This window comes from Actinomadura rubrisoli (assembly GCF_004349215.1).
Lineage (GTDB): Bacteria > Actinomycetota > Actinomycetes > Streptosporangiales > Streptosporangiaceae > Spirillospora > Spirillospora rubrisoli.
The window spans coordinates 1-14,221 of sequence record NZ_SMKU01000040.1 but is presented as its reverse complement, the minus strand read 5'-3'; the positions used below and the strand labels follow the sequence as shown (position 1 = coordinate 14,221).

The window sequence follows — 14,221 nt, the reverse complement described above, 5'->3', positions numbered from 1 at the left end:
CGACATTGGTCTTGATTGGTATCGTCCGGCGGCGTATCGTGATCGCATGATGGGTGTCGAACAATCGCTGCGGGCCCTGCTGCTCGACGGTGCGCAAGACGGAACCTTCGGGCCGGGCGCGAAGCTGCCGACCGAGCGCGCGCTCGTCGAGCGACTCGCCGCACCGCGCAGCGCGATTCGCCGGGCGCTCAGCGCGCTGGAGCGCGACGGCATCATCGAGCGGCAAGTAGGCCGCGGCACCTTCCTGACCGACGTCGCCATCGACATCGCCGGAGCGCCCGCGGACAGCTCGCCCGCCGAGATCATGCAGGCCCGGCTGCTCGTGGAGCCCCAGGTCGCGGCCCTGTCCGCCAGCATGGCGACGCAGGCCGACCTGGAAGGGATCGGCGACTGCCTGGCCGCGGGCGGAGCCAGTGACGATTTCGCGTCGTTCGAGTCCTGGGACGCCAAACTGCATCGAAGCATCGCGAAGGCCGCTCACAACGGCCTGCTGCTCACCATGTACGACGTCCTCAACACCGCCCGGTCACTGCCGGTCTGGGGGTCCCTCAAGAGCCGTACCTCCACACCGGAGCGGCGCCGTCGCTACCACGCCGAGCACGTGGAGATCGTCAGGGCGCTGCGCGATCGTGACGCCGACGGCGCCGGTCAGGCCATGAGAGTCCACCTGCAGAACGTGTCGGAGAACCTGCTGGGGCGACCGTGACCCCGCCTGCCGCGGCTCCGATTCCGGCGGGGCCCCCGCGGAGCCCATGTCGCGACCTGATGTTCTTGCACGTGCATCTCACACCTCCCGATCCTCGGCTAAGGCCAGGATGCGCGGCCGTGGCCGGCGCGGGTATCGCGCAAAATGCGTACCGGCGTACCGACACTTCAAAGCTCGCCGACCGCGTGATCCGTGCCCGGACTGACCGGACCGTCCGGAGCGCCGCGGCATGACGGGCTCAACGGGACGCGCAGCGCTTCTTCCCTCAGAACTGACGAGCTTCGTCGGACGCCGCGACGAACTAACACGTACTCGCGAGCTGGTGGCCGCTAGCCGGCTCGTCACCCTCATCGGCGCCGGTGGTGTCGGGAAGACGAGACTTGCGTTCAAGGCCGCCGCCCAAGTGCAGCGAACCTTCAAAGATGGAGTCAGGGTCGTCGAGCTGGGAGAACTGCGCGAGCCGAAACTCCTGGCGCAGACCCTCCTGGACGCACTTGAGGTTGCGGAGATGTCCGGCCGAGCGCCGCTGACCGTCCTCATCGACCATCTCCGGCGACGCCACATGCTGCTCGTCCTCGACAGTTGCGAGCACCTTCTCGACGAGGCCGCGTCGGTCGTCTTCCGCACGCTGCAACACGCCCCGCACATCCGGATACTGGCAACTAGCCGACACGCGCTGGGCGTCCCCGGTGAACGGCTGATGCAGGTTCCGCCCCTGCCCGTACCGGATGTCGAAGCACCGGTGGCCCCCGGCGATGAGCACCTGTACCCGGCGCTCGCCCTGTTCGGCGAACGAGCAGCCGACGCCGTTCCAGGGTTCACCATGACCGCCGCGAACCTGCCCGAGGTCGCGAGGATCTGCCAGCAGCTGGAAGGCAATCCGCTCGCGATCGAACTGGCGGCGGTCCGCCTCCGGGTCCTGACCGTCGCCGAGCTGGCGGCCCGGCTCGATCACCGGCTCGATCTGCTCACGGGCGGCAGCCGGACGACCCCCGCGAGGCATCAGACGCTGCGCGCGACGATCGGCTGGAGCTTCCAGCTCTGCAGCCCGGCCGAGAAACTGCTGTGGACGCGCTCCGCCGCCTTCGTGGGCAGCTTCGATCTCCAGGGCGCGATGGCCGTCTGCGTGGACGAAAGGCTGCCCTCGGAGTCGATCCTCGACGTCATCGCGGGCTTGATCGACAAGTCCATCCTGATACGGCAGGAGTCGGGCGGCCACCTCCGATTCCGACTCTTGGAAACCCTTCGGGAGTACGGTCAAGAACGCCTGACGGAAACAGAGGACGGCCCAGGAATACGGCGACGGCATTGCGGCTGGTACCTCCACCTGATCAACAAGGCCACGGCGGAGTGGTTCGGTCCGAAGCAGCAGGAGTGGTTCGTCCGGCTCCAACAAGAACAGCCGAATCTCCGCGCCGCGTTCGAGTACTGCCTGAAGGAGCCCGGACAGCAACGAGCAGGCTTGCGCTTGGCCGGGTCACCGTGGTTCCTCTGGGTGGCGTCCAACCTCGCGGAAGGCCGCTTCTGGCTGGACCTTCTCCTGGCCTCTGGCACCGAAGCCGGCCCCGAGAGGGCATGGGCGCTGGGAACGCACGCCTACGTGGCCGGACTGCAGGGCGATCACGCCACGGCGACGGCCTCCGCACGAGCGTGCATCGCGATGGCCGACGATCTCGACGAGCCGCTCACCCATGCCTACGGCGTCCACACGCTGGGACTGACAGAGCACTTCAACGGGGACTCCGAGCGCGCGACAGCGACCATGTCGAATGCTCTCGCACTGTACGAGCAACTCCAGGCGCCCGCCGGGCTGAGAGCGATTCTGAACGTCAGCCTAGGACTCGCGTACCTCTTTCGCGACCATATCGACGAGGCCGGAGAGCATTTCGAGCTCTGCCGGTCCCTGTGTGAACGCCATGACGAGTTCTTGATGAGGTCATATGCGCTCTACGGCTTCGCCTTCGTCGATCTGACCAGGGGACACCTGTCGTCATCCGCCGCCCGGGTGCAAGACAGTCTTCAACTCCAGCGGAGCTTTCACGACGCTCTTGGGCGCGCCATGGCCTTCGAGCTGCTGGCATGGATCGCGGCCGGCCGGAGCAATTCGGACCGCGCCGCGGTTCTGCTCGGATGCGCGACGCACCTGTGGCAAGGCATCGGCCTGCCACTGTTCGGCTCCCGCCCCTGGCAGGCGCACCGCAGCCGCTGCGAGCATGAAGCCCGCGCCGACATCGGTGACGAGGCCTTCGATTCGGCGGTCTCCCGCGGAGCCGCGCTGGCACCGGACGAGGCCCTGGCGTACGCACTAGAAGAAAAGAGGATCCAAGCACGTTCACCCAAGCGTGCTGACGGGACCCTGACGCTGCGCGAACTGCAGATCGCGGGTCTCGTGGCCGCCGGAATGTCGAACAAGAAGATCGCCGAGCAGCTCGTCATCGCAAAGCGCACCGTCGATACGCACGTCGGGAACATCCTTGTCAAACTCGGATTCAATTCACGAGCGCAGATCGCGTCATGGATCACGGAACGAAATCCCGGCCACTGAAGAGCTTCGAGGCTGGAGGCCCAGGCCGGCCGGGGGGCGGCCCCAGACCCCCCGGCAACTACCTCTCATTCTGAGGGGGCGACCCCCCACCAACTACCTTTGGGGCGCTCGGATGCCGCGGAACTCCCAGTCACCGCCGAACGCCGTGGAGATCACTTCCTCGGACGCGGTCGGCTGCGCGCCGCAGTCGTCGCGGATCGGGACGGGGCCGGTGACGATGTGGTTGCGGAGCCGTCCGAGCCCTTCCGCCTCGACCTCCACCACGTCGCCCGGACGGACGGGGCGCGAGTTGGCCGGGGTGCCCGACAGCAGCACGTCCCCCGGGTAGAGGGTGATGGTGCGGGCGATGTCGGCGACGAGGTAGTGCATGTCCCACTCCATCTCGTCGGTGCTGCCGTCCTGCACCAGCTCCCCGTTGACGTAGGTGCGCAGGTACTTGCCGTGGAAGTCCCAGCCGGTGACGAGGCCGGGGCCGAGCGGGCAGAGTGTGTCGGAGCCCTTGACGCGCAGCATCGAGCCCGCGTCGGTGTCGCGGAAGTCGTGCAGGCCGTAGTCGTTGGCGACGGTGTAGCCCGCGATGTAGTCGCCCGCCTCCTTCGGCGAGACGTTGCGGGCCGTCCGGCCGATGACGATGGCGATCTCGCCTTCGTAGTTGAGGTACTCGCAGCGCTCGGGCCGCACGACCGCGCCGCCGTGCGCGTTCAGCGCGGAGGTCGGCTTGTGGAAGAACGTGGGCGCGGGCGGCAGCGCGGTCTGGAACTCCTCGACGCGGCTGCGGTGGTTGAGGTGCACCGCGATCACCTTGGACGGCTCGCACGGCGGCAGGTGGACGGCGTCGCCCGCGCGCACACGGCGGCCGTCCGCGCTGACGAGGTCGTCGCCGTCGCGGACGACCTGGGTGGCGGCGCCGTCCAGCAGGATCCGTCGGTATTCGGCCATCAGGGGGTCCATCCGTTCTCGGGCCGGTCGAACCAGATGTGCACCTGGCCGGTTCCGACGGAGTTCTCGTACTCGCTGTAGAGGCGGCCGGGGGCGGTGCAGGCGCGCTCCCCCAGGGCGCCGATCATCATGAGGTAGTGGCCGAAGCGGGCCTCCGGCTTGTAGCGCAGGAAGTCCGGCATCGTGTCGAGCATGCGCGCGTGGTCGCCGTCGCGGAGCCAGCCGATGCGCTCCTCGTCGGCGGCCCGCGCCTCGGGGCTGAAGATGTGCTCGGGCCCGGCCGCCTCATGGTCGCGGATCACCCGCAGCGGCCAGAACGTGTGCGACAGGGCGCCGGAGGCGATCAGCAGGACGCGCCGGTCGCTCGCGGCGATGGCGTCGCGCAGGGCGCGGCCGAGGCGCAGGAAGTCCTCGGTGTCGGCGGTCTGGCACACGCCGATCGACATCCAGCGGCGGCCGGGCTCGCCGAGGTAGGGGTTGTCGCGGACGCCGAGGTGCGTCCACAGGTTGACGGTGGCGTAGTAGATCGGCAGGTACGGGTCGTCGATCGGGGTGATGTACGTCCCGTGCTCGTCGGCGTAGTCGGCGACCGCGCGGGCCAGTTCGGGGTCGCCGGGGAAGTCGTACGGCATGCGGCACATGCCGCGCGGCAGCTCCTCGGACGTGTAGAGCCCGGCGCGCCGGTCGTGGGCCGTGGTGACGAACTCGACCGTCGTGGCCCAGTGGGAGTCGAGGACGACGACGGTGTCGTAGTCGTCGCGGTCGAAGACCTCGGCGCGCAGGCGCTTCAGCCCGGGGACGAGGGTGGTGTCCGCGCCGCCGTTCAGCTCGCGCCGCGTCACCTCGGGGAGGACGATCGTGGGAACGTGCGCGAGGAGGCCCGCGCCGACTATTTCGCCCATGGTGCCGTCACCGTGTTCTTGAGATCGCAGTAGAAGTCGAACGACCAGTCGCCGCCCTCGCGTCCCATCCCCGACTGCCGGGAACCGCCGAACGGGGCCTGGAGGTCGCGGACGAAGAAGCAGTTGACCCAGACCGTCCCGGCCACGAGCCGTTCGGTGACGCGCCGCGCGCGCTCTGGGTCGCCGGTGGCGAGGGTCGCGGCCAGACCGAAGCGGGTGCCGTTCGCCATGGCGATGGCCTGCTCCTCGGTGTCGAAGGTCTGGAGCGTCAGGACGGGACCGAACACCTCTTCGGTGAGGATCTCCGCGCCTTCGGACGCCCCGGTGAAGAGCGTCGGACGGTAGTAGAGGCCGCCCAGCTCGTCGTTGGGGCCGCCGCCGATGAGCGCGCGCGCCCCGGCGTCCTTGGCCCGCTGGACGAAGCCGTCCACCCGTTCGAGGTGCCGCCGGTGGATCTGCGGGCCCATGTCGGTGGCGGCGTCGCGCGGGTCGCCCTGCTTGATCCGGCCCGCCTTCTCGATGAAGCGCTCGGTGAACTCGTCCGCGATGGACGACTCGACGAGCAGCCGGGTCGCGGCCAGGCAGACCTGCCCGGCGTTGTCGTACTGCTCCACCGCCAGGTCGACGGCCAGGTCCAGGTCGGCGTCGGCGAAGACGACCAGCGGCGACTTGCCGCCCAGCTCCAGCGACAGCGGCGTGAGGTGCGGGGCGGCGGCCGCGGCGATCGCCCTGGCCGTCGGCACCGACCCGGTGAAGCTGATCCGCCGCACGTCGGGGTGCGCGGTCAGCGGGCCGCCGACCTCGGCCCCGTAGCCCTGGACGACGTTGAACACCCCGTCCGGCAGGCCCGCCTCGGCGGCGATGCCGGCCAGCAGCGACGCGGTCAGCGGCGTCCACTCGGCGGGCTTGAGCACCACGGTGTTCCCGGCCGCCAGCGCCGGGGCGATCTTCCACGTGGCCAGCATGAGGGGGGCGTTCCACGGGGTGATCAGGGCGCAGACGCCCGCCGGGTCCCAGCTGACGTGGTTGGTGTGGCCTCGCGTGTCGAAGTCCTCGTGGCCGAGCTTGAGGAGCCAGTCTGCGAAGAAGCGGAAGTTGTGCGCCACGCGCGGCATCACGCCGCGCCGGTGCGAGCGGATCAGGGCGCCGTTGTCGGCCGTCTCGACCTGGGCCAGGTCCTCGATCCGCTTCTCGACGCCGTCGGCGATCGCGTGCAGGATCCGGGCGCGCTCCTCCCGGGTCGTCCTGGACCAGGAGGGGAAGGCCCGGCGTGCGGCGTCCACCGCCGCCTGCGCCTCCTGCGCCCCGCCCCGTGCGATCTCGGCGATCGGCCGCTCGTCGATCGGGGAGACGTCGGTGAACGTCTGGCTGGAGCCGACGCGTTCACCGCCGATCCAGTGCCCGGGTTCGACGGCGACGCCCGCGACTGTTGCCATCGCTGCACCTCCAGTTTGTTTGGTCCCAAATAACTTAGGAAGCGGGGATGGCGGCGGTCAACCCTGTCCGGCTAATGTTTGGGTTCAAACGAACTCTAGCGCGAGGAGGGGCCCCGTGACCGATGTCCCGTACGACGAATGGCGTGCCCGGGCCGCCGGGCTCGTCCCGTACACCGGCCACCACATCGACGGCGCGTTCACCGGCGATCCCGCCACCACCCCGGTGGTCTCCCCCCGCGACGGCCTGACGATCGCGCACGTCCCGTCCGCCGGGACGGCCCAGGTCGACGACGCCGTCGCCGCCGCCCGCCGGGCCTTCGACGCCGGGCCCTGGCCGCGCCTCGCGCCCGCCGAGCGCAAGGCCGCGCTCCTGCGCTGGGCCGCCCTGGTCGAGCGCGACCGCGACGCCCTCGCCCTGCTGGTGAGCCTGGAGATGGGCAAGCCGATCACCGAGTCGCACGGTATCGAACTGCGCGCCCTCATCGGGTGCCTGCGCTGGTACGCCGAGGCCGCCGACAAGCAACTGGACGAGTCGCCCCGCACCGCCGCGTCCTCGCTCGCCCTCATCACCCGCGAGCCCGCCGGCGTCGTCGCGGCCGTCGTCCCGTGGAACTTCCCGCTGACGATGGCCGCGTGGAAGATCGCCCCGGCCCTCGCCGCCGGCTGCACGGTCGTGCTGAAGCCCGCCGAGGAGTCGCCCCTGTCCGCCCTGCACCTGGCCGCGCTCGCGACCGAGGCCGGGCTGCCGCCGGGCGCGTTCAACGTCGTCAACGGGCCCGGCGAGATCGCCGGGCGCGCCCTGGGCGAGCACCCGGGCGTGGACGTCCTGGCCTTCACCGGCTCCACCGAGGTCGGCCGCCACTTCCTGCGCTACGCGGCCGGGTCCAACCTCAAGCGCGTCTGGCTGGAGCTCGGCGGCAAGTCCCCCAACATCGTCCTGCCGGACGCCCCGGACCTGGACGTCGCCGCCGACACCGCCGCGGGGAACATCTTCTTCAACGCGGGCGAGATGTGCTCCGCGCCGTCCCGCCTGCTCGTCCACCGCTCGGTCGCCGACCGCGTCCTCGACCGGGTCGTGGCCCGCGCCGAGTCGCTGCGCGTCGGCGACCCGCTGGACCCGGCGACCGAGATGGGTCCGCTGGTGTCGGCCGCCCACCACGCGCGCGTCATGGCGCACATCGAGGCCGCCAAGTCCTCGGGCGCCCGGCTGCGCACCGGGGGCCGCGCCGACGGCCCGCACATCCGCCCCACGGTCTTCGACCAGGTCAAGCCCGAGATGCCGGTGGCGCGCGAGGAGATCTTCGGGCCCGTCCTCGCCGTCCTTGCGTTCGACGACGTGGACGAGGCCGTCGCGATGGCCAACGACTCCGACTACGGTCTCGCCGCCGCCGTGTGGACGTCGGACCTGTCCACCGCGCACCGCGTGTCGCGCGCCCTCCGCGCCGGGACGGTCTGGGTCAACTGCTACGAGGAGGGGGACATGAGCATTCCGTTCGGCGGGGTCAAGCAGTCCGGGCACGGCCGCGACAAGTCCCTGCACGCCCTCGACAAGTACACCGACCTGAAGACCACCTGGATCGAGCTGTGAGCCCGCGCCCCGAAGCCGGAGGCCCGCGCCCCGAAGCCGGGAGCCGGCGCCCCGAAGCCGGGATCCCGCGCCCCCTCATCGCCCTTCCCGCCCGCTTCTCCGCGAGCGCCTCCGCCCTGCGCTACCGGGCCGAGGTGGCCGCCCGCGCCCTCGTCGAGGCGGTGTTCCGGGCCGGTGGCGAGCCGTTCGTCATGCACCCGGCCGCGCCGTTCGACCCGTCCCGGCTGGAGCGCTGCGACGGCGTCCTGCTCCCGGGCGGCGGCGACCTCCACCCGCGCCACTACGGCGCGGCCGACGAGCACGAGGCCCTCTACGACGTGGACGAGGAGCAGGACGAGTTCGACCTGGCCCTGGCGTCCCACGTCCTGGAGACGGGGATACCGGCGCTCGCCGTCTGCCGGGGGTTCCAGGTCGTCAACGCGGTCCTCGGCGGGACGCTCGACCAGCACATGGAGCCCGACCACCGGCACAAGGCGCACCCGGTGGCGGTCACGCCGGGCACGCTGCTGGCCAAGACCCTGGACGCGGAGGAGACGGTCGCGTCCTGCTACCACCACCAGGCGGTCGCGACGCTGGCCCCCGCGCTGAAGCCGACCGCGCACGCCGCCGACGGCACGGTCGAGGCCGCCGAGCTCGCCGATCCCCGCGGCTGGTTCCTCGCCGTCCAGTGGCATCCCGAGGACACCGCCGCCACCGACCGGGCCCAGCAAGCCCTGTTCAGGGCCTTGATCCAGGCCGCGGCCGCCTGACTACGAATCACGGTAAGTAATTACCACGACGCGGAGTGTGGCGGAGATCTGTCACCATGGAGCCTAGGAAGGGCGAAGGAACACCGGAAGGGGATCGCGACCCTATGGCGGACGACACCGCGAGATGCAGGAGCTTCAAGATCACTACCTGGGTTCTCGCCGCCCTTCTCGTCGTGCTCCTGATCGGGCTGGCCCTCGGGGCCGTCGCCGCGTTCGTCCCCCGCGGCCGCCGCCACCGCCGGGGCTCCCGCCACCACTCCGGCCCCCGGCGGCCGCCTCGTCGCGGATCGTCCTAGAGGGGGTCGTCCTGGACGGGGTGGTCAGATGCGCGTCTCGACGGGCGCCGCCGTGGTCCGGCGCCGGGGCGCGGGACGGCTCGCGGCGCGTCCCCAGCGCGTCTTCCCGCCCGGCTTGAAGACCGACAGGGCGACCGCCGTCCACAGCAGCAGGGCGTAGCAGGCCATGCAGATCACCAGCGTGAGGCCCAGGCCGCCGGGCTCGCCCGCCGGATCGGCGGTCCGCGCTCGCAGCTCCTCGATCCACGTGCTCTGGACCGTGGCGATGACCGGGATGACCAGCGCGATGACGAGCTTGAGCAGCACCCACCAGTGCTTGAGCACGCCCCAGGGCGTCCCCAGCGACACCACGAGGCCGGTGGCGATGGCCATGACCACGCTCGGGATCACGATGGCGAGGTCGAACACGTGCATCAGCTCGTAGGCGCCGTGCCGCACCGCATGGCCGCCGGCGGTGGCCCCGGCGACCGCCAGCGTCGTCATCGCCAGGGACAGGCCCAGCCATCCGACGCTGACGCCGACGTGCAGGGTCAGCCACACCCGCCGGGCGCGGCGCCTGAGCTGCGGGAACCGCGGTCGCATCAGCACGGCGGCCACCACGGAGAAGATCATCCCGCCCAGCGGCGCGAACCCGCCGCCGAAGCTGAAGACGAACTGCACCGGGACGAGGAGGAGGTGCGACACGATCAGTGTGCGCCTGGCCCGCCGCAGGGCGGCGGCGGCCACGAGGACGGCGGCGATCGGATACCCGTAGCCCGCCGCCATCTGGACGGCGGGCCGAGCCGGGTCCTCTGGGAGCAGCGCCAGCACGGCGGCCACCAGGCAGAAGGCCGCGAAGACGAGGTTCAGGCGCCGCCGGTCGTTCTCGTTCTCTCTGGACATGCCCTTCAGGCTGGCCACGACGGCACGTCCGGCACATCGGCCGATCCTCGCCTTCTCCGGAGGCGAAGTGTGGACGCCGCCTACAACTTTCTCTGGATGCCCGCAGGTCGCGGCCCGGTTAGCGTGGACGTCCATGAGACGGCCGACGGCAGTGGACGCGCTCGTGGCGGTCGCCGTCGCGGTGAGCACCGCGTACTCCGACGCCGGGGCGGGACGGTCGTTCGGCGACAGGGAGATCGCAGGTCTCGGCTGGGAGCCGCCGCTGTGGTTCGCGGTCCCGCTCGGCCTCCTGGTCGGCGCGGCGGCGCTGCTCCGGAGGCGGCGTCCCGAGCCGTTCGTCGCGCTCGCCCTGGCCGCCTGGGTGACGCTCGCCGCGTTCACCGCCGTCATGGTCGCGCAGTACGCCTTCGCGGAACGCACGGGGTCATGGCGCCGGACGGCGATCGGCACGCTGGCCGCCTCCGCCGTGGTCGGCGTCCCGATCTGGCGGCTCGGCGGCCCCGACGCCGCCGCGCCGCTCACCGCCGCGATCTGCGTCGCGCCCGCCCTGCTCGGCCTGTACACCGGCACCCGCCGCGAGCTGATCGCCCGCATGCGCGAGCGGGCCGAGCGCCTGGAGCGCGAGCAGCACCAGAACATCCTGCGGGCGCGCGGCGAGGAGCGCGCCCAGATCGCCCGCGACATGCACGACGTCGTCACCCACCGCGTGTCGCTGATGGTGCTGCACGCCACCGCCCTTGAGGCGTCGGACGGGCGGGACGCCACCACGATCGGCAGGAGCATCGGCGCCATCGGGCGCGAGGCCCTCGGCGAGCTGCGCTCCCTCGTCGAGGTGCTCCGCGCGGACGGCGACGCGCCCGTCGCCCCCCAGCCGGGCCTGGCCGACCTCGCCGACCTCGTCGCCGAGTCGCGGCGCATCGGGATGCGGGTCACGTTCGAGATCGCGAACGAGTCCGGCTCGCGTCCCCCGGCCCTGATCGAGCACGCCGTCTACCGGGTCGTGCAGGAGGCGCTGGCCAACGTCCACAAGCACGCCGGCGACGCCGAGACGAGCGTCCGGATCAGGCAGACCCCGGACGTCCTGCGACTCCGCGTCGCCAACGGCCCGGCGCGCGGCCCCGGGCCCGGCCTGCCCGGCGGCGGCCACGGCCTGCTCGGCATCGCCGAGCGGATCCGGCTCGTCGGCGGCGAGCTGACCGCGCGCCCGGCGCCCGGCGGCGGCTTCGAGGTGAGCGCCGAGGTGCCGCTGTGATCCGCGTCCTGATCGTGGACGACGAGTGGATGGTGCGCGCCATGCTCCGCACCATCATGGAGACGGCCCCCGATGTCACGGTGGTCGGCGAGGCGTCCGACGGGGACGAGGCGCTGCGGGAGGCCGGGGCCCGCGCTCCCGACGTCGTCCTGATGGACATCCGGATGCCCCGCGCCGACGGCCTGACCGCGACCGAGCGCATGGCGCGCCTCCCCCGCCCGCCCAGCGTCGTGGTCCTCACCACCTTCGACCTGGACGAGTACGTGCGCACCGCCCTGCGCCACGGCGCCGTGGGCTTCCTGCTGAAGGACGCCTCGGCGCAGGAGATGCTGGCGGCCGTCCGCAGCGCCGCGCGCGGCGACGCGATGCTCTCCCCCAAGGTCACCCGGCGCCTGCTTCGCGACTTCGCCGACACGGGACGCTCCGAGGCCGAGCGGCGCCTCACCGTCCTGACCGCCAAGGAACGCGAGGTCCTCGTCCGGGTGGGCGGCGGCCTGTCCAACACCGACATCGCCGCCGCCCTGCACATGAGCGAGGCGACGGTGAAGACCCACGTCAGCCGGATCCTCACCAAGCTGTCCCTGACCAACCGCGTCCAGGCCGCGATCCTCGCCCACCGCGCCGGCCTCCTCGACCCGTCCTGACGCGCCGGCGCGGTCGGCGGGCCGCCTGGCCTCGTCGGCGAGGCGCCCGGGTCCGCGGAACCGCGCTAGGCGGTGGCCACTCGGTCGAGGAAGGCGTCGACGAGGGCGTGGGTGCGGCGGATCGAGGCGGCCTCGGTGCGGCGGACCTCCTCCAGGATGGCGTCCGGGTCGGCGCCCTCGGCGCGCATCGCGACGTGGCCGCCGTGGGAGAGCCACTGCTCCAGCTCGAACACGGTGATCTCGGGGTGGAACTGCACGCCCATCGCGCGGCCGTGGACGAACGCCTGGGAGCAGACGGCGTTGCGGGCGATCTCGGTGGCGCCCGGCGGCAGGATCCAGCGGTCGTAGTGGAACTGGAACCAGGGGCCGGGGCCGACCAGCGACGGGTCGTCGGTCTCGACGTCCACCCAGCCCATCTCGGCGTGCGGGGCCCGTTCGACGCCGCCGCCGAGCGCGGCCGCGAGGGCCTGGCCGCCGAAGCAGATGCCCAGGACCGGGACGCCGCCCGCGTGCGCCTTGGCGAGCAGGTCGAGCTCGGGCACGACCCAGGAGGCGACGCCCGGATCGTCCACCGACCAGGGCGCGCCCATGGGGACGATCAGGTCGTAGGCGAGGGGGTCGGGAAAGGCGCACTCCACGTCCGGGGTCAGGTGCCGGTCGGCGGGCACGACGAGCAGTTCGCCCACGTCCCAGCCGCGACCGGTCAGGCGCTCGCCCACCGGTCCCGAGGGCGACACGTGATCGTGCTGGATGAGCAGGGCGCGCACGGGTTCCTCCAGAGGTCGACACTGAGATCGTACGTACCCAAATGAAATCCGGTCAACGGGACGGCGGCCGGTAGCGCGCCTGGCGGACGGCGGGCCCGCCCGGGACGAGGCCCGAAAGCTCCCGCTCGACCGCCGCGGCGGCCCGGCGGCAGAACGCCTCCGGCTCGTCGGCCGCGTCCGGGCGCTCGTCGAGGAGCGCGTCGGCCAGCCCGTCCCGCAGGAGGTCCGCCGACCGGACGCCCTGGGCGGCGGCCATCTCCCCCGCCAGATCGGGCGTGCGGTGCATGATCACCGAGGCGCCCTCGGGCGGGAGCGGGGACAGCCAGGCGTGCCGGGCCGCCAGGACGCGGTCGGCGGGGAGGAGCGCCAGCGCGGCCCCGCCCGTCCCCTCGCCGAGCAGGACGCACAGCGTCGGCGCGGAGAGCGTGATCAGGTCGGCCAGGCAGCGGGCGATCTCCCCGGCGAGGCCGCCCTCCTCTGCCTCGGCCGACAGCACCGCGCCGGGCGTGTCGACCACGGTGACCAGCGGAAGGCCCAGCTCGGCCGCCAGCCGCATGCCGCGCCGCGCGACGCGCAGGCCCGCCGGGCCGAGCGGATGCCCGGTCCGCTGGCTGCGCCGGTCCTGACCGACGACGACGCAGGGCGCCGCGCCGAAGCGGGCCAGGGCGAGCAGCAGGCCGGGGTCGGCCTCGCCCTGGCCGGTCCCGGAGAGGGGCGTCACGTGCGTGGCGCCGTACCGGAGCAGTTCCCGGACGCCCGGACGGTCGGGCCGCCGTGACCGTCCGATCGACTCCCACGCAGGAACGTCCTCGGAGACGTCCGCCTTGGCGGGTGGGACGTCGTCCGGTACGGCCGCGGGCGGACGGGCGCACAGGACGTCCAGGGCGGCGGACGTGACGCCGGCGAGGTCGTCGATTCCCACGACGGCGTCCAGCAGGCCCTTCGCGGCGAGGTTCTCGGCGACCTGCACGCCCGGCGGGAACGGCTCGCCGTACAGCCCCTCGTAGACGCGGGGGCCGAGGAAGCCGATCAGCGCGCCGGGCTCGGCGGCGGTGACGTGGCCGAGGGACCCCCACGAGGCGAACACCCCGCCCGTGGTGGGATGCCGCAGGTACACCAGGTAGGGCAGCCCGGCCGCGCGGTGCGCCATGACGGCGGCGGCGATGCGGGCCATCTGGACGAACGCGGCGGTGCCCTCCTGCATGCGGGTGCCGCCCGAGGACGGCGCGGCCAGCAGCGGCAGGCCCTCGGCCGTGGCGCGCTCGACGGCCGCCACGATCCGGTCGGCGGTGGCCAGGCCGATCGAGCCCGCCAGGAAGCGGAACTCCGACACGACGAACGCGACCCGGCGCCCGCGCAGCACGCCCGAGCCGCTGACGACCGCCTCGTCGCACCCGCTGCGCTCCCGCGCGGCGGCCAGGGCTCTCCCGTACGCCGAGCCGGGGTCGACGGCATCGGCGGGCGGGGTGTCCCAGGACGTCCAGCCGCCCCCGTCCAGCACGCGGCGCAGCAGGC

Annotated in this window: 13 protein-coding genes; 7 read left to right on the top strand and 6 right to left on the bottom strand. The window is 72.4% G+C overall.

The genetic code is table 11. The annotated features are described in order from the left end of the window. Positions 1 to 46 precede the first annotated feature (46 nt). Together E1298_RS10920 and E1298_RS10915 are read left to right on the top strand one after the other, a co-directional pair. Positions 47 to 706, top strand: a complete 660-nt coding sequence (locus E1298_RS10920; RefSeq protein ID WP_131891956.1) for a FadR/GntR family transcriptional regulator — start codon at positions 47 to 49, stop codon at positions 704 to 706. A gap of 229 nt (positions 707 to 935) precedes the next feature. Beyond that, positions 936 to 3,251, top strand: coding sequence for a LuxR C-terminal-related transcriptional regulator (locus E1298_RS10915; protein ID WP_131891954.1), 2,316 nt, complete (start codon positions 936 to 938; stop codon positions 3,249 to 3,251). Positions 3,252 to 3,344: 93 nt separating this feature from the next. Here E1298_RS10915 and E1298_RS10910 read toward each other — a convergent pair whose 3' ends face one another. From E1298_RS10910 to E1298_RS10900, 3 genes are read right to left on the bottom strand one after another with little or no spacing between them, the layout of a single operon-like run. Further along, a complete protein-coding gene (locus E1298_RS10910) occupies positions 3,345 to 4,190 on the bottom strand; it encodes a fumarylacetoacetate hydrolase family protein (RefSeq protein WP_131891952.1) in 846 nt (281 codons plus the stop codon). Then, positions 4,190 to 5,092, bottom strand: coding sequence for a 3,4-dihydroxyphenylacetate 2,3-dioxygenase (locus E1298_RS10905; RefSeq protein ID WP_131891950.1), 903 nt, complete (start codon positions 5,090 to 5,092; stop codon positions 4,190 to 4,192). Before E1298_RS10905 ends, E1298_RS10910 begins: the two co-directional genes overlap by 1 nt. Then, positions 5,080 to 6,528: an aldehyde dehydrogenase gene (locus E1298_RS10900; RefSeq protein ID WP_131891948.1), complete on the bottom strand. Its 1,449-nt coding sequence runs from the start codon at positions 6,526 to 6,528 to the stop codon at positions 5,080 to 5,082. The genes E1298_RS10905 and E1298_RS10900 overlap by 13 nt, the downstream gene beginning before the upstream one ends. 115 nt (positions 6,529 to 6,643) lie before the next feature. Between E1298_RS10900 and E1298_RS10895 the strand changes: the two genes are divergently transcribed. The 3 genes from E1298_RS10895 (at position 6,644) to E1298_RS10885 (ending at position 9,161) form a co-directional block, all read left to right on the top strand. Continuing rightward, entirely contained in the window at positions 6,644 to 8,116 is a 1,473-nt protein-coding gene (locus tag E1298_RS10895; protein ID WP_131891946.1) for an aldehyde dehydrogenase, read from the top strand. Continuing rightward, positions 8,113 to 8,865 (top strand): gamma-glutamyl-gamma-aminobutyrate hydrolase family protein, encoded by a 753-nt coding sequence (locus E1298_RS10890; RefSeq protein WP_243725507.1) that lies wholly within the window; start codon positions 8,113 to 8,115, stop codon positions 8,863 to 8,865. The genes E1298_RS10895 and E1298_RS10890 overlap by 4 nt, the downstream gene beginning before the upstream one ends. Before the next feature lie 104 nt (positions 8,866 to 8,969). Beyond that, positions 8,970 to 9,161 (top strand): hypothetical protein, encoded by a 192-nt coding sequence (locus tag E1298_RS10885; protein WP_131891944.1) that lies wholly within the window; start codon positions 8,970 to 8,972, stop codon positions 9,159 to 9,161. 24 nt (positions 9,162 to 9,185) lie between these two features. Here E1298_RS10885 and E1298_RS10880 read toward each other — a convergent pair whose 3' ends face one another. Then, a complete protein-coding gene (locus E1298_RS10880) occupies positions 9,186 to 10,043 on the bottom strand; it encodes a hypothetical protein (protein ID WP_131891942.1) in 858 nt (285 codons plus the stop codon). A 133-nt stretch (positions 10,044 to 10,176) separates the two neighbouring features. On the opposite strand from E1298_RS10880, the gene E1298_RS10875 reads away from it, so the two are divergent. Beyond that, positions 10,177 to 11,295 (top strand): histidine kinase, encoded by a 1,119-nt coding sequence (locus E1298_RS10875; RefSeq protein ID WP_131891940.1) that lies wholly within the window; start codon positions 10,177 to 10,179, stop codon positions 11,293 to 11,295. Further along, a complete protein-coding gene (locus E1298_RS10870; protein ID WP_131891938.1) occupies positions 11,292 to 11,939 on the top strand; it encodes a response regulator in 648 nt (215 codons plus the stop codon). Before E1298_RS10875 ends, E1298_RS10870 begins: the two co-directional genes overlap by 4 nt. A gap of 65 nt (positions 11,940 to 12,004) precedes the next feature. Here the strand turns inward: E1298_RS10870 and E1298_RS10865 are convergent, their stop codons facing one another. Both E1298_RS10865 and E1298_RS10860 read right to left on the bottom strand, forming a co-directional pair. After that, positions 12,005 to 12,706: a type 1 glutamine amidotransferase gene (locus E1298_RS10865; RefSeq protein WP_131891936.1), complete on the bottom strand. Its 702-nt coding sequence runs from the start codon at positions 12,704 to 12,706 to the stop codon at positions 12,005 to 12,007. Between the two features lie 52 nt (positions 12,707 to 12,758). Then, positions 12,759 to 14,219 (bottom strand): acetyl-CoA carboxylase carboxyltransferase subunit alpha/beta, encoded by a 1,461-nt coding sequence (locus E1298_RS10860; RefSeq protein ID WP_243725506.1) that lies wholly within the window; start codon positions 14,217 to 14,219, stop codon positions 12,759 to 12,761. Positions 14,220 to 14,221 lie beyond the last annotated feature (2 nt).

What these genes read in the sequence shown, in the direction of transcription:
- E1298_RS10920 (WP_131891956.1), top strand. Translation starts at nt 47, where the DNA reads ATGATGGGTGTCGAACAATCGCTGCGGGCCCTGCTGCTCGACGGTGCG.
- E1298_RS10915 (WP_131891954.1), top strand. Translation starts at nt 936, where the DNA reads ATGACGGGCTCAACGGGACGCGCAGCGCTTCTTCCCTCAGAACTGACG.
- E1298_RS10910 (WP_131891952.1), bottom strand. Translation starts at nt 4,190, where the DNA reads ATGGCCGAATACCGACGGATCCTGCTGGACGGCGCCGCCACCCAGGTC.
- E1298_RS10905 (WP_131891950.1), bottom strand. Translation starts at nt 5,092, where the DNA reads ATGGGCGAAATAGTCGGCGCGGGCCTCCTCGCGCACGTTCCCACGATC.
- E1298_RS10900 (WP_131891948.1), bottom strand. Translation starts at nt 6,528, where the DNA reads ATGGCAACAGTCGCGGGCGTCGCCGTCGAACCCGGGCACTGGATCGGC.
- E1298_RS10885 (WP_131891944.1), top strand. Translation starts at nt 8,970, where the DNA reads ATGGCGGACGACACCGCGAGATGCAGGAGCTTCAAGATCACTACCTGG.
- E1298_RS10880 (WP_131891942.1), bottom strand. Translation starts at nt 10,043, where the DNA reads ATGTCCAGAGAGAACGAGAACGACCGGCGGCGCCTGAACCTCGTCTTC.
- E1298_RS10875 (WP_131891940.1), top strand. Translation starts at nt 10,177, where the DNA reads ATGAGACGGCCGACGGCAGTGGACGCGCTCGTGGCGGTCGCCGTCGCG.